Raw genomic sequence first — 13,808 nt, forward strand, 5'->3', positions numbered from 1 at the left:
TGATGCGCAACAGTTGAAATTGCTGGGGCTGCTTTGCAGCCCTTTCGCGACACAAGGCCGCTCCTACAGGGATTGCGGCAACTTTTGGAATTTGAGCGCATTGATCAACGCTGATTATCGGCTGCTCCCTGCCGCCCGGTACCTTCCGAGCCACTGCCATCCATCCCCGGCAAATCCCGGTTGTCATTCTGTTCAGCGGGCGGGCTGTCCGGGTCGTTGCCTTTTATGCGTGGGTCGGTGTCCCGCGGCATGGGCTTTTCGATCGGGTTGAGGGTGCTGTCCGCGCCCGGCTTGGGCGCCGGGTTGTGCGGGTCGTCGGGGTAGGTGGGGCCGGTGCCGGCAGCGATGGCCAATGGCGCGGCGAGCAGGGCAATCAGCAGGATGCTTGAGCGGGGCATGGCAGGCTCCTTTGCTTCGGGTAGGGCTGATACTTCCGTTCGGCCCTACCCGAAGCTTCAAGGTGCCATTACCCCGATCAACGGTTACACCACCAGCGACAGCAACATGATGAAGATGATGCCGACGATCGACAGGATGGTCTCCATCATGCTCCAGGTCTTGAAGGTTTCCGCCACGGTCATGTTGAAGTACTGCTTCACCAGCCAGAAACCGGCGTCGTTGACATGGGACAGGATCAACGAGCCGGCGCCGGTGGCCAGCACCAGCAGCTCACGGTTGACCCCAGGCACCAGGTCGATCACCGGTGCGACGATGCCCGCACCGGTGATGGTGGCAACCGTCGCGGAACCGGTGGCAATGCGGATTACCGCCGCTACCAGCCAGGCCAGCATGATCGGCGAAATCTCCGCCTGCACGGCCATCTGCCCGATCACGTTGCCCACGCCGGTGTCTACCAGCATCTGCTTGAAGCCGCCGCCGGCACCCACGATCAGCACGATCGCCGCGGTCGGTGCCAGGCTCTGGTCAAGCATCTTCATGATCTGCTGGCGGTTGAAGCCACGGGCCGAGCCGAAGGTGTAGAAGGCCAGCAGCAGGGCAGCGAGCAGGGCGGTGATGGGGTGGCCGATCAGGTCCATCCACTGGCGCACGATGTGCTCGGCGGGCAGCACCACGTCGGCGAAGGTCTTCAGCAGCATCAGAACCACCGGCAGCAGCACGGTGACCAGGGTGATGGTGAAGCTTGGCAGGTTGCCCTGGTCGGACTCCTTGGCGATCTGGTCCATCAGCTCCTGGGACGGGGTGCCCGGGATGTAGCGGGAAATGAAGTTACCGAACAGCGGGCCGGCGATGATGGCGGTAGGCAGCGCCACGATCAGGCCATAGAAGATGGTCTTGCCGATGTCGGCATGGAAGATGCCGATCGCCAGCAGCGGGCCCGGGTGCGGGGGCACCAGGCCGTGCACCACCGACAGGCCGGCCAGCAGTGGAATGCCGATCTTGATCAGCGACACGCCGGAACGCCGGGCGACGATGAACACCAGCGGAATCAGCAGCACGAAGCCGATTTCGAAGAACAGCGGAATGCCCACCAGGAAGGCGGCGAACATCATCGCCCAGTGCACGTTCTTCTTGCCGAAGGCACGGATGAGGGTTTGCGCGATCTGGTCGGCCCCCCCGGAGTCGGCCATCAGCTTGCCAAGCATGGTGCCCAGGGCAAGCACGATGCCGACGAAGCCCAGCACGCCGCCAAAACCGTCCTGGAACGATTTCATGACCTTGGCCACCGGCATGCCGGAGGTCAGGCCCAGGAAGCCGGCCGCGATGGTCAGGGCGACGAAGGGGTGGACTTTGAAGTGGGTGATCAGCAGGATCAGCCCGACGATGGTAACCAGCGCGTCGAGCAGCAGGAAGGTATCAGTAGCCAGTCCGAACATGGTTTGAAGGCCTCGGTCTTATCGTTGTTTTGGCGTAGCTTTTTTGTAACTTTGCTTGCGCTTATGGGGCAGGGTAGCGCTGTCTTGTGTGGGCCGGGAAAGCCGCCACGGTCAGGCAGTTTGTGCCAGGCCCGGCTCACCGCGGCCCTTTAGCCAGCTGTCCACCGCTTCGGCAAGCGCTTCAATGGGCTGGGTGGCGTCAAGCGCGATAGTCAGGGGTTCGCCGTGTGGCGCCTCGAGGGCAGCGAACTGGCTGTCGATGAGGCTCGCCGGCATGAAATGCCCGGGGCGGGCCAGCACGCGTTTTTCCGCCTCGGCGGGTGACAGTTCGAGGAACACGAACACCAGCCCGGGCATGGCATCGCGCAGGGAGTCGCGATAGCGGCGCTTGAGGGCCGAACAGGTCAGGATCGGACGTTCCCCGGCCTGGGTCGTGGCTTGCAGCTCCTGACCAAGACGCACCAGCCAGCCGGCACGATCGCTGTCGTCCAGGGGGATGCCAGCGCTCATCTTGCGGATGTTTTCGGCAGGGTGGAAAGCGTCGCCTTCGATCAGGCGGCCGCCGCTTCGGGCGGCGATGGCAGCGCCGATGCAGCTTTTGCCGCAACCGGCCACGCCCATCACCACGATGGCGGACAGGGGAGAATTCATCAGTACCTCCTGCGGGTGAGATAGCGCTGTCTCGTCGTCGACGAACAGCCACCTCCCCGGTGTTATTGATCTTGTCCTTACGCAGTATGGACGCTTGGCGGCGAGCGCGCGGTGGCTGCTACCAAAGATTACATTGCCTGCGTCCTGAGACAGCGCTACCTTAGTGGCCGTTCCCTTTCCTTGCAAGTAGTAAAATTACAACATCCATGTCCCGCACCGGCTCCCGCACCACAGGTCGTCCCACCCTGGCAGAAGTTGCCAGGCTTTCCGGGGTTTCCCCGATTACCGCCTCGCGCGCCCTGCGTGGGGTCAGCACGGTTGCGCCGGAGCTGGTGGAAAAGGTCGTTGCTGCCGCAGCGAGCCTTGGCTACGTGGCCAACCCGGCGGCCCGTGCCCTGGCGTCGGCGCGCAGCCAGTCGGTGGTGGTGTTGATCCCGTCGCTGTCCAACCAGCTGTTCATCGATACGCTGGAAGCCATTCATGAGGTCATGCGCCCGCGCGGGCTCGAGGTGCTGATCGGCAACTATCACTACGATCTTGCCGAAGAAGAGAACCTGATCCGCAACTACCTTGCCTACCAGCCCTGCGGCATGCTGCTGACCGGTTTCGAGCGCAGCGAGGCATCGCGGCAGATGCTGGCGGCCAGTGGCGTGCCCTGTGTGCACATGATGGAACTGAATGGCGAGGCTGGGGCGTTGTCGGTCGGCTTCTCGCAGCAGCAGGCCGGGCGCGCCGCGGCCCGCCACCTGATCGAGCGCGGGCGCAAGCGCCTGGCGTTCATTGCCGCGCAGCTCGACCCGCGGGTGATGCAGCGTGCCGAAGGGTTCCGCCAGGCGTTGGCCGAGGCTGGCTTGCAGGCGGCCGAGCTGGAAGTGCTGGCGCCGGAGCCTTCTTCCATTGCCCTGGGCAGCGCGTTGTTCAGCCAGTTGCTGCAGCAGGCGCCGGATGTCGACGGTATCTTCTTCTGCAACGACGACCTGGCCCAGGGCGCGGTGCTGCAGGCATTGCGCCAAGGGGTGGAGGTGCCGCGGCAGGTGGCGATGGTCGGTTTCAACGACCTGCCGGCTTCGGCGCACATGGTGCCGCGGCTGACCTCGATTCGCACGCCTCGGGCCGCCGTGGGGCGCGGTGCTGCGCAGGCGCTGCTGGCGTTGCTCGATGGCAAGCGGGTGCCGAATGCGCAGCAGGACCTGGGCTTCGAGTTGATGGTGCGGGAGAGTTCCTGAGTTTGTCCTGAGGGGGGTGGTGGTTTCGAGACCGAGCGCCGCCCGCGCGGCGCTTCGCAGCACAAGGCTGCTCCTACATCTGTTTCAGGCCAGTAACGCCTGTACCAGTGCACGCGACCGCCTTGTTCGTACAACGCGATATCGAGCCATGCGCCAGAGCGTTCGCGCACAAACCTCACAGAAATAATTGGCCCGAAACAGATGTAGGAGCAGCCTTGTGCTGCGAAGCGCCGCGCGGGCGGCGCTCGATCTCACAGGCGCCACAAAAACCACGACTTACGCCAGGCGATCTATGCTCAGGACACCGCGCATACAGGAGCCCGGCGTCATGTTCGATTTCCACCGCAAGTCCGATCTGGTCGAGATCCAGCGCAGTCATGAGGCCTTGGCCAGCTTGCAGGCCAAGCTGGCGGCGATCAGCCGCTCCATGGCAATGATCGAGTTCACCCCCGACGGCACGATCCTCGATGCCAATGAGCGCTTCTGCCAGGCCATGGGCTACAGCGCCGAGGAGTTGCGCGGCAAGCATCACCGGCTGTTCTGCGACCCTGGCTACGCGAAAAGCGCCGAATACCAGCAACTGTGGCGTGAACTGGGGCAGGGCAAGGCCATCAGCGGTACCTTCGAGCGCATCGACAAGGCCGGCCGCGAAGTCTGGCTGGAAGCCAGCTACATGCCGGTGCTGGACGAGCAGCGCCAGGTCACCAGCGTGATCAAGGTGGCATCCGACATCAGCCAGCGGGTGATGGAGGAGCACGAGAGCGAAAGCCTGCTCAAGGCCATCGGCCGCTCCATGGCGGTGATCGAATTTACCCCGCAAGGCCGGGTGATCAAGGCCAACCAGAACTTCCTCGACACCATGGGCTATCGCCTGGACGAGGTGGTCGGTCGCCATCACGGGCTGTTCTGCCTGGCGCATGAGCGCGAATCGGCCGAGTACCGCGAGTTCTGGGCTTCGCTCAACCGCGGCGAATACCATTCGCACCGTTTCGAACGCGTCGACAAACATGGCCAGACGGTCTACCTGGAGGCGTCCTACAACCCGATCTTCGACAGCAAGGGCCGCTTGTACAAGGTGGTGAAGTTCGCCAGCGACATCACCCATCAGGTCAGCACCCAGCAAAGCGCTGCCGATGCTGCCCATGCCAGTTCGGTACAGACTGATGCCTGCGCGCGCAAGGGCACCGAGGTGGTACAGCAGGCGGTACAGGTGATCGAGCAGATTTCCCATGAACTCAACGACGCGGCCCGCAGCATCGATGCGGTAAGCAAACAGTCGGATGTGATCGGGCAGATCGTGCTGACCATCCGTGGCATTGCCGACCAGACCAACCTGCTGGCTTTGAACGCGGCCATCGAGGCGGCCCGCGCCGGCGAGCACGGGCGCGGTTTTGCCGTGGTGGCCGACGAGGTGCGCAACCTGGCGGCGCGAACCAGCAAGGCCACCCTGGAAATCGTTGACGTGGTGCGGCAGAACCACGACCTGTCGCTGTTGGCCGTGGCCAGCATGCAGTCGAGCCTGAAGCGTACCGGTCATGGCGTGGCGCTGGCCAACGAGGCCGGCACGGTGATCATGGAAATCCAGCAGGGTTCACGGCACGTGGTAAACGCCATCAGCCAGATCAGTTCGACGCTGCAATTGCATTGAGCGCATCGCCCAGCTCGTCCAGCAGGGTCTCCAGGCTGGCTTGCAATTGCAGGCGCAGGTCAGTCGTCTGCAGGCCTTGGCCTTGGGCCTGTTCGATGGCTTCGCAATCGTGGACCAGCGTGCGTACCTTGAGCATCTTCGCCCCGCCCTTGATCCGGTGAGCCAGGGCGCGCACAGCCTCGCCGGGGGCATCTGCTGCCAGTGCGCGCAAGGTCGCAAGGTCTTCGCTGACGCTTTGCGCCAGCTGTTCCAGCAGATTCCGCGTCAGTTGTTCGTCGTCCTGGGTCAGGTGCCGCAGTTCGCCAAGGTTGAACCCGCTGGCGCGCCGCGCTGGCGGCTGTTGCCGGGGGTGAGCGTGGGGCAGGTGGGCCTTGAGCGTACGCAGGCCAATGGGTTTGAACAGGCATTCGTCCATGCCGCTGGCCAGGCAGCGGGCACGCTCCTCGGCCTGGGCGTTGGCGGTGACGCCGAGAATGCGGCATGCCGCCAGGCCGCGTTCGCCCTCGAGGCTGCGGATGCGGCGGGTCAGTTCGTGGCCGTCCATGACCGGCATGCTGCAGTCGGTGATCACCAGGTCGAAGCGCGCTGCCTGCCAGCGTGCCAGCGCGATTTCCCCGTTCTCCGCCAGCGTCACCCGATGCCCCAGGGTATGCAACTGCCGCTCCAGCAGCAGCAGGTTGGCGGGGTAGTCGTCGACCACCAGTATGTTCAGCGGGCCGCTGCTGCTTTCCAGCTCCGGGGCGTGCTGTTCGACCTGTACCGGTGCTGCGCACGCGGGCAGCCGCACGCAGACCTGCACCTTGGTACCTACGCCTTCGACGCTCTGCAGGCTCAAGGTGCCGCCCATCAACTCGGCCAGGGTGCGGCTGATGACCAGTCCCAGGCCGGCGCCCTGGCGTGCCCGTGGGCCGTCGGCCTGGACGAAGGCGTTGAACAGCCGGGCCTGGTCGGCAGGGCTGATGCCGATGCCGGTGTCTCGCACATTCAGTTCCACTGCCAAGATGTCAGCGTCGCTGGGCGAGTGCAGCAGCAGGCTGGCCTGGACTTCGCCGCGGTCGGTGAACTTGATGGCGTTGCTGATCAGATTGGACAAGACCTGCTTGAGGCGCAGCGGATCAGCCAGTACCCAGACCGGCGCAGCGGGCAGCTCGCTGTGCAAGTGCAGGCCTTTGGCCCGTGCATTGCCTTCGAACACCCGCACGGTGGCGCGTACCAGTTCGACCAGGTTGGTGGGCACCGGCTGCAGGGTGATGTGCCCGGATTCGATGCGGGAAATGTCGAGAATATCGCCAATCAGCTCAAGCAGGCCGATGGCCGAATCGTAGGCGGTCTGCAAGGTCTGGGTGTCGCAACGGCCGCCGCGGCTGTCTTCCAGGGCCAGCTCCAGCAGGCCGATCACGGCATTCATCGGGGTACGGATTTCATGGCTCATGGTGGCCAGGAAGGTGCTTTTGGTCTGGCTGGCCTGTTCGGCGTCGTCCTTGGCCTGGCGCAGCTGCTCGAGCAGGCCGCGGCTGAGCGCCAACTGCGCTTGCAGGGCATGCTGGGCCTCGGTGCGCTGGTTGATCAGCTTGCGCAGGTAGCTGTTCCAGAACACCACCCCGGCCAGCAGCAAGGCCGACAGCACCAGCACCTGCAAGGCCAGGGTGCGGTAGTCGCGCCAAGGGCTGTCACTGACCAGGGTGTTGGTGCGCCAGCGGTTGATCAATTGGTCCAGCTCTTCGGGTGGAATGCTCAGCAGCGCCTTGTCGAGGATTGCCTGCAACTGCGGCTGGTCGGCGGCCACGGCGAAGGCGGCGATGGCCGGGTCGTCGTCGAGCACGCTGGCAATGCGCAGGCGGTCCTTGAACACATGGCTGATGTAGTAGGCGGCATTGATATGGCTGCTCAAGGCGACGTCGGCGGCACCGTTGGCCACGGCTTCCATCAGGCCGAGCGGGTTGTCCACTTCGACCATCCTGGCCTGCGGGTAGCGTTGTTGCAGCACGGCCCGTTGCGGCGAGCCGCGCACCAGGGCGATGCGCTGGCCGTCCAGCGCCATGGTCTGCGCCGGTAATGCATTGTCGCTGCGGGTGACCAGCACCCGCGGGCTGACCAGGTAGGGGCGGGTATAGCGCAGTTGTTTCGAACGGTCTGCGCTATAGCCCAATGCGCCGATCATCTGCGCATCGCCGCGCGCCAGGCGCTCGACCATTGCCTGCGCCGACGGGCTTTCGACCGGCTTGAAATGCAGCCCCGTGCGCAGCGAGATCTGCTTGAGCAGGTCGAGGGTAATGCCGCTGGGGCGGTGCTGGGCGTCGTTGAAGGTCAGTGGTGCCAGCGATGTGTTGACCAGCACGCTGATGCTGGGGTTTGCGCTGATCCAGGCTTCTTCTTCGGTGGTCAGGGCGGTGAGGTGGCGTTGCAGCAACAGGCTGGTGTTGCCACTGCTCCAGCGGCGCAGGATGTTCAGGCGTTCGCTTTCGCTGATGCGCGCCAGTGCCTTGTCGACCAACTGGCGCAGGCGCGGGTTGTCATTGGCCAGGGCAAAGGCAAACGCCCCGGGGGCGACCTGGCAGAAGTGGTCGATCTTCAGTGTGCCCTGGTAACTCTTGCCAATCGCGAAGTCGGTACTGATGGCATCTCCCAGGTAGGCGTCGGCCTCGCCCAGTTCGACGGCGGCCAGCCCGGCCAGCGTCGAGCGATACAGGCTCAGTTGCGCCTTGGGGTACAGGCTGCGAACGCTGCTGGCCGGCAGGTAATGATCGACCATGGCCAGGCGCAGGCCGGCGAGGTCGGGGGTGTTCTTCAGGCTGTGCCCCTCGCGGGTGACGATGACCGGCAGGTCGTCGGCGTAGCTCGCGCTGAGGCTGAGCTGGGCATCCGCTGCCTCGAAGGCGTTGGAGCTGCCCAGCAGGTCGATACGGCCGTCGCGTAGCGCAGCGATGGCTTCGTGGCGGCTGTCGTAGCGCCGTACTTCGATGGTGGTGCCCAGCTGTTCAGCGATGATGCCTGCGTAATCGGCGCTGAGGCCTTCATAGTCGCGCTGGCTGACATTGATTTCCAGCGGTGGGTAGTCGGGCCGCGAACTGCCAAGCACCAGGTGCTGGCGTTGCTGGAGCCATTGCCGCTCTTCGCTGGACAGCGCGAGCGGGGCGGCGGCGCTGACCGAGCGTGCCAGCAACTGGCGGGGTTCGCTGTTGGCCAGCAGCGCGCCGGAACTGGCCAGGCCGATGACCAGAAGGGCGCTTGCCAGCAGGCGCTGCATTGCCACCGAGCGCTCAGTAGACGTTGTTGCGTTTGGCCAGGTCGACCATCTCAACCAGCGATTCTGTCTTGAGCTTTTCCATGATGCGGCCCCGGTAGGTGCTGATGGTCTTGGCACTGAGGTTCATGCAGGTGCCGATATTCTTGTTGTTCTCGCCGCGTGACAGGCGCCTCAGCACTTCCATTTCCCGGTTGGAAAGGCTCGCCAAGCGCATAGGCTCGCTTTCCAGCGAGTTGCTGTTGACCGACATCTGCGGGAAGGTCGAGTAGCCCTTGACCAAGGCCTTCAGAGCGAACAGCAAGGCCTCGTGGTCCTCGTCCTTGGTGACGAAGGCTCCGATGCCGGCATCCAGGCAGCGCCGTACATACAGGTCGGTGGCCTGGCCGGTCAGTACCATGATCTTGGGGGCCGGTTCCAGGCTTTGGAGGCGCTTGATGACTTCCATGCCGTCCAGGCCCGGAAGCCCGATGTCAAGGATGACCACGTTCGGGCGCAGTTTGCGGACCAACTGAGTGACTTCACTGCCATCGCCAACTTCGCCGACGACCTCAAAGCGCTCGCGGTTGAGCAACATTTTCAAGGACAGTCGCACTATGGGGTGGTCGTCGACGATGAGCACGGTAGTCATGAAGAAAACTCCTGTCAGGATGTGGTCCGCTTCCTGGATCACTCAGGAATACGTCTGCAAGTAGGGTTATCGGAAGCGCTGCACGATACGACCATTCCCGAAATTTGGTAATGCCGAGTATAGAAGTGTTGAAAGTCTCCGCACTTGTTGTTGAAAAGTCCTACAAAAAATAGGAAAGACATTACCCTTGCAAAGCGGCGATGTCTGTCTTTTTTTATGTTTTGAAGTAGCTCACGCGCAGGCGGAATGTGCTTTGCTCACGCGCTGGGTCGAGGCGGGGTTGTTGGCCAGCGCCTGGCCGACCCGTGTCGGGCGTGCCACCAACTGGCCGGTGCAGTTCGGGCAGCGGCCCTGGAAACGGGTTTCGGCGCAGGTGCGGCAGAAGGTGCATTCGAAGGAGCAGATCAGCGCATCGGGGCTGTCACCGGGCAGGTCGGTATCGCAGCACTCGCAGTTTGGGCGTAGGTCCAGCATGGGCATGATTCCTGTTTGCAGGCGGGAAACCGGAGTCTGCTACGCCCGTGGCGAGCCTGGCAATGCTCAATCGCCAGGGCGATACAGGTGGGCGTGCCCGGCCCGGTACAAGGCCGATTCGGCAAACGGTGTGTCGCCCAGCACATGACCCACCAGGATCAGCGCCGTGCGCCGGAAGCCCTTGGCCGCGACGCGTTCGACGATATCGCCGAGGGTGCCGCGCACCCAGTCCTGGTCCGGCCAGGTGGCGCGATGCACCACCGCCACCGGGCAGTGCGTGCCGTAGTGCGGCAGCAGTTCTTCGACGATACGCGACAGGTGCTTGACCCCCAGGTGGATCGCCAGGGTGCTGCCATGGCGCGCCAGGTCGCCAAGTTGCTCGCCGGGCGGCATCGGCGAACTGTCGCCATAACGGGTAAGGATAACGGTCTGTGCTACCTGGGGCAGGGTCAGTTCGCAGCCGAGCAGGGCGGCGCTGGCCGCCGTGGCGGTGACCCCGGGGATGATCTGGTAATCGATGCCCAGCGCCTGCAGATGGCGGATCTGCTCGCCGATGGCGCCGTACAGGCTGGGATCGCCACTGTGTACCCGGGCCACATCCAGGCCTTGCTCATGCGCACTGCGCATGGCGGCAATGATCTGTTCCAGGTGCAGTTCGGCGCTGTTGATCACGGTCTCGGCCTGGTGGCCCTCGAGCACGGCGGCCGGTACCAGCGAGCCGGCATAGATGATCACCGGGCACTGGCGGATCAGCCGTTGGCCCTTGATTGTGATCAGTTCCGGGTCGCCGGGGCCGGCGCCGATGAAGTAGACCGTCATGGAAAGTCCTTGCAGGAAAGAGGGGAAACGTTCAATAGGCCAAGGCGAGGGTAGCCGGGCCCAGTACCTGGCGCCTCAGCAGCAACCTGGCTGTGCCGAGCCGCTGGCTGGCCTGGGCCAGTGCCGCGCTCTCTGCCACGCCCCAGCAGCCGCAGTGGGCATGGGCAGCAGCGGAGCGGTGGCTGAGCTGGTGTTCGTAGGGTTGCAACTGCGCGGTATCGTACAACACCAAGGGCACGCCGAGGCGTTCGGCCAGTTGCTGCAAGCCGGGTTCGTCGGCCTTCAGGCTGATGCTGGCGATACCGTGCAGGTCGGCCAACGCCAGGCCCTGGTTGGCCAGGGCCTGGCGTAGCAAGGTTTCCAGCGTATCCGCCGGGCAACCCCGGCGGCAGCCGAAGCCGGCGTAAAAGGCAGGCATCAGGCTTGGCTGGAGCGCCGGAACAGCCAGGCGCTGAGCAGGCCCAGGGCCAGCCAGAAGGCGGCGTTGGTCAGCCAGGAGGCCACTTTGAACTGGGTTTCCAGTGCGGCGGGGGCCAGGCTCTCGTGCACCTCGGGTTGCGGCGCACCGATCACGTGGGGAATGACCAGCAGCACGGCGCCCAGCGCCTTCAGCAACCAGTGGCGGGCGAAAACCAGCAGGGCAAGGCCCAGCGCGGTGGCGCTGGCGGTGCCGATCCACCAGGCCTGACGTTGTCCCAGGTCGGCGGCTGCAGTACCTGGCAGTTCCGGCGGCAGGCCCAGGGTCGGGGCCAGGCAGAACACGGCGAAGCCGGCCAGGCCCCACAGTGCGCCGGTGCCGGCACGCTTGGGTTCGCGCAGGCTGTACAGGGCGGTGAGGATCAGGGCGAAGCCGACTGCGACCACCAAGTTGCCGCCGGTGGTGGACAGCACCCGCTGCCAGCCGTCTTCCGGCGACCAGGCTTCGGCACTGTGTTCATGTGCGGCCACTTCGCCAGCATGCTCGTGCTGGGCGACCGGAGCTGAGGATTCGTAGGTTTCTGCCTCGAGAATCAGCGGGGCGACCCAGAAGCTTTGCAGCAAGGTCAGCAGCAAGGCCGCCAGCAACCCGCTGAAGCCCGCGGTACGGGCAATGCGTGTGATCATCGGGCGTACTCAGTGGCAGGGGAAGGCGGCGCTGTGGCGGGTGTCGTGGGCGGCGTTGTGCACGGCTTCGATGTGCGAGAAGCCGGCGAAATACACCAGGCACAGGCCCAGCAGGCTGGCGCCGACGGCGATGACGACACGCTGGCTGAGGGTGACGGGGGTGGTGATGCTGTGTTGCTTGGCGCTGGTGACGGGCATGACGCGTTCCTCTGCTTTTTGTGGGCAACGGGCAAGCGCGGCAGCCCCGAGCGTGGCAGCCCAGGGGAATGCAACAGCGCCCGCCCACCGCGGGGTGTTCATGAACGCCAGGCCGGTCTCCGGGCTTGCGAGGAGGAGCCAGGCTCCTGGAAGGCGTCACCTTCCCATGCCGGGTGATCGGGCACAGTGGTACAGACGCTTCGCTCGCTTACCGTTGCGGGGGCAGCACCGGCCTTGTCCGGCCCTGCTGGAGGGCCTGTGACGCACCGGTTTCCCGTTTCACCCCCATCGGGGGCACCTGAACGCGAGGCATAAGGAGACCATGGGGCGGGGCTGCCGTCAATTGCCCTGATGGTAGGGCTTTGGTTTTGCAGTGCCTGGGAGATCGAGCGCCGCCCGCGCGGCGCTTCGCGGCACAAGGCCGCTCCTACATCTGTTTCCGGCCAGTTACTCCTGTGAGTTCACCTCTGTCCGTCTTGTTTGTTCCATTCGATATCGAGGGGCGCACGACTGCTCCTCATCAATCTTCAGCCAAGCACCAAGGCTGCAACCCACCTGGCACAGGAGTAATTGGCCGGAAACAGATGTAGGAGCGGCCTTGTGCCGCGAAGCGCCGCGCGGGCGGCGCTCGATCTCACAGGCGCTGAAAAGCTCAAGGCATGCGCACTCAAGCCCTCATGCAAGCCGATTCGGCCTGTAGTGGTCTATGCCGTGAGCATTCACCTGGTCAGCCCCGGGCAAACGCCGCCAGCTTCTCCCCATCCAGCCGGTAGCGCACCCACTCATCCTGTGCTTCGGCCCCCAGCTTCTGATAGAAGCCGATCGCCGGCTCGTTCCAGTCCAGCACGCTCCATTCCAGCCGCCCGCAATCATTCGCCACCGCTTCGCGGGCAATATGCCGCAGCAATTGCCGCCCGGCACCGTCGCCACGCTGCTCGGGCGTTATGTACAGGTCTTCCAGGTAGATGCCGTTGCGCCCGAGCCAGGTCGAGTAGCTGTAGAAATACACGGCAAAGCCGATTGCCCGGCCATCGCGCTCGCAAATCAGGCTGTGCACGGTGCTGCCCTCGTCAAAAAGGCTGTGCTCGATATCGGCAACGCTCGCGATCACCTCGTGGCGAGCGCGTTCGTACTCGGCCAGTTCGGTGATGAAGGCCAGGATCTGCTCGGCATCGGCGCGAACGGCAGGGCGAATGGTAAGGCTCATGGTGACGGCTTCCTTGGTCTGGTGGTAGCAGTACAGCGATGTGTATCTACACAATTTAGTGAAACTGTATCGGTCGCAGAGGAGGGCGACTCCGTTAGTGTGACAGCACCCATAAAAAATGTGGAATGCCTGCCATGCTTGCCTCTGCCGATCTGCTCACCGCCTTCGTGCTGTTTGCCTTCGTGTCCTCCATCACTCCTGGCCCCAACAACACCATGCTGCTGGCCTCGGGCGTCAACTTCGGTGTGCGCCGCTCCATCCCCCACGCCATGGGGATCAGCGTCGGTTTCATGGTAATGGTGCTGGCCGTTGGCCTGGGCCTGGGCGAGGTGTTCAAGGCCTGGCCGCCGCTGTACACGGTACTGCGCTACACCGGCGCCGCCTACCTGCTTTACCTCGCCTGGAAGATCGCCACCTCCGGGCCGGTCGGCACAGCCTCATCCAGTGCCCGCAAACCGCTGGGCTTCTGGGGGGCGGCGGCATTCCAGTGGGTCAATCCCAAGGCCTGGGTGATGGCAGTCGGTGCAATCACCACCTACACGCCGGCGCAAGGCTATGTGACCAACGTCATTGTCATTGCCGCCTTGTTTGCCCTGGTCAACCTGCCCAGCGTGGGGGTGTGGGTGATGTTCGGCAGCGCCCTGCGCAACCTGTTGCAGAACCCACGCTGGCTGATGCTGTTCAATGTCCTGATGGCCTTGTTGCTGGTGATTTCACTGTACCCGCTGCTGTTTGTAGAATCGGCGTTTTCCTGACCCCGCGAGTACAGCA

Annotated in this window: 13 protein-coding genes, 2 pseudogenes and 1 riboswitch; of the genes and pseudogenes, 4 read left to right on the forward strand and 11 right to left on the reverse strand. The window is 64.2% G+C overall.

Going from position 1 to position 13,808, the window contains the following annotated elements; translation table 11 throughout:
* Positions 1-104: 104 nt before the first annotated feature.
* The 3 genes from ACGLHT_RS19800 to ACGLHT_RS19810 form a co-directional block, all read right to left on the reverse strand.
* Entirely contained in the window at positions 105-398 is a 294-nt protein-coding gene (locus tag ACGLHT_RS19800) for a hypothetical protein (RefSeq protein WP_013972806.1), read from the reverse strand.
* 84 nt (positions 399-482) lie between these two features.
* Positions 483-1,835, reverse strand: a complete 1,353-nt coding sequence (locus ACGLHT_RS19805) for a GntP family permease (RefSeq protein ID WP_015270532.1) — start codon at positions 1,833-1,835, stop codon at positions 483-485.
* A 111-nt stretch (positions 1,836-1,946) separates the two neighbouring features.
* Positions 1,947-2,486 (reverse strand): gluconokinase, encoded by a 540-nt coding sequence (locus tag ACGLHT_RS19810; RefSeq protein ID WP_085664749.1) that lies wholly within the window; start codon positions 2,484-2,486, stop codon positions 1,947-1,949.
* Positions 2,487-2,692: 206 nt separating this feature from the next.
* Between ACGLHT_RS19810 and ACGLHT_RS19815 the strand changes: the two genes are divergently transcribed.
* The 3 genes and pseudogenes from ACGLHT_RS19815 to ACGLHT_RS19825 form a co-directional block, all read left to right on the forward strand.
* A complete protein-coding gene (locus ACGLHT_RS19815; protein ID WP_025339312.1) occupies positions 2,693-3,712 on the forward strand; it encodes a LacI family DNA-binding transcriptional regulator in 1,020 nt (339 codons plus the stop codon).
* A gap of 427 nt (positions 3,713-4,139) precedes the next feature.
* Positions 4,140-4,823: pseudogene (locus ACGLHT_RS19820) on the forward strand (PAS domain-containing protein); the annotation flags it as partial.
* Positions 4,824-4,934: 111 nt separating this feature from the next.
* Positions 4,935-5,360 (forward strand): annotated as a pseudogene (locus ACGLHT_RS19825) (methyl-accepting chemotaxis protein); the annotation flags it as partial.
* On the opposite strand, the gene ACGLHT_RS19830 reads toward ACGLHT_RS19825, so the two are convergent.
* The 8 genes from ACGLHT_RS19830 to ACGLHT_RS19865 all read right to left on the reverse strand — a co-directional run bounded on the left by ACGLHT_RS19830 (position 5,335) and on the right by ACGLHT_RS19865 (position 13,037).
* Positions 5,335-8,607 (reverse strand): transporter substrate-binding domain-containing protein, encoded by a 3,273-nt coding sequence (locus tag ACGLHT_RS19830; protein ID WP_274120599.1) that lies wholly within the window; start codon positions 8,605-8,607, stop codon positions 5,335-5,337. The pseudogene ACGLHT_RS19825 and the gene ACGLHT_RS19830 sit on opposite strands and share 26 nt — an antisense overlap.
* A gap of 13 nt (positions 8,608-8,620) precedes the next feature.
* The gene (locus ACGLHT_RS19835; protein WP_274120585.1) at positions 8,621-9,235 is read right to left on the reverse strand and encodes a response regulator transcription factor; all 615 of its coding nucleotides are present in this window, start codon (positions 9,233-9,235) and stop codon (positions 8,621-8,623) included.
* Between the two features lie 231 nt (positions 9,236-9,466).
* Positions 9,467-9,709 (reverse strand): DUF1272 domain-containing protein, encoded by a 243-nt coding sequence (locus ACGLHT_RS19840; protein WP_137164101.1) that lies wholly within the window; start codon positions 9,707-9,709, stop codon positions 9,467-9,469.
* Positions 9,710-9,775: 66 nt separating this feature from the next.
* Positions 9,776-10,528 (reverse strand): precorrin-4 C(11)-methyltransferase, encoded by a 753-nt coding sequence (cobM, locus tag ACGLHT_RS19845; RefSeq protein ID WP_025339307.1) that lies wholly within the window; start codon positions 10,526-10,528, stop codon positions 9,776-9,778.
* Positions 10,529-10,559: 31 nt separating this feature from the next.
* Positions 10,560-10,946: a cobalamin biosynthesis protein gene (locus ACGLHT_RS19850; RefSeq protein ID WP_274120584.1), complete on the reverse strand. Its 387-nt coding sequence runs from the start codon at positions 10,944-10,946 to the stop codon at positions 10,560-10,562.
* Positions 10,946-11,632 (reverse strand): CbtA family protein, encoded by a 687-nt coding sequence (locus ACGLHT_RS19855; protein ID WP_075045338.1) that lies wholly within the window; start codon positions 11,630-11,632, stop codon positions 10,946-10,948. The genes ACGLHT_RS19850 and ACGLHT_RS19855 overlap by 1 nt, the downstream gene beginning before the upstream one ends.
* A 9-nt stretch (positions 11,633-11,641) precedes the next feature.
* Entirely contained in the window at positions 11,642-11,830 is a 189-nt protein-coding gene (locus ACGLHT_RS19860; protein WP_025339304.1) for a CbtB domain-containing protein, read from the reverse strand.
* Positions 11,831-11,922: 92 nt separating this feature from the next.
* Positions 11,923-12,147: riboswitch (cobalamin riboswitch) on the reverse strand.
* Positions 12,148-12,557: 410 nt separating this feature from the next.
* Positions 12,558-13,037 (reverse strand): GNAT family N-acetyltransferase, encoded by a 480-nt coding sequence (locus ACGLHT_RS19865; RefSeq protein WP_137164098.1) that lies wholly within the window; start codon positions 13,035-13,037, stop codon positions 12,558-12,560.
* 125 nt (positions 13,038-13,162) lie between these two features.
* Here ACGLHT_RS19865 and ACGLHT_RS19870 point away from each other — a divergent pair, with 125 nt between their 5' ends.
* The gene (locus ACGLHT_RS19870; RefSeq protein ID WP_025339302.1) at positions 13,163-13,792 is read left to right on the forward strand and encodes a LysE family translocator; all 630 of its coding nucleotides are present in this window, start codon (positions 13,163-13,165) and stop codon (positions 13,790-13,792) included.
* The last annotated feature ends 16 nt before the right edge of the window (positions 13,793-13,808 follow it).

This window comes from Pseudomonas sp. PsB (genome assembly GCF_043658375.1).
Taxonomy (GTDB): domain Bacteria; phylum Pseudomonadota; class Gammaproteobacteria; order Pseudomonadales; family Pseudomonadaceae; genus Aquipseudomonas; species Aquipseudomonas putida_Z.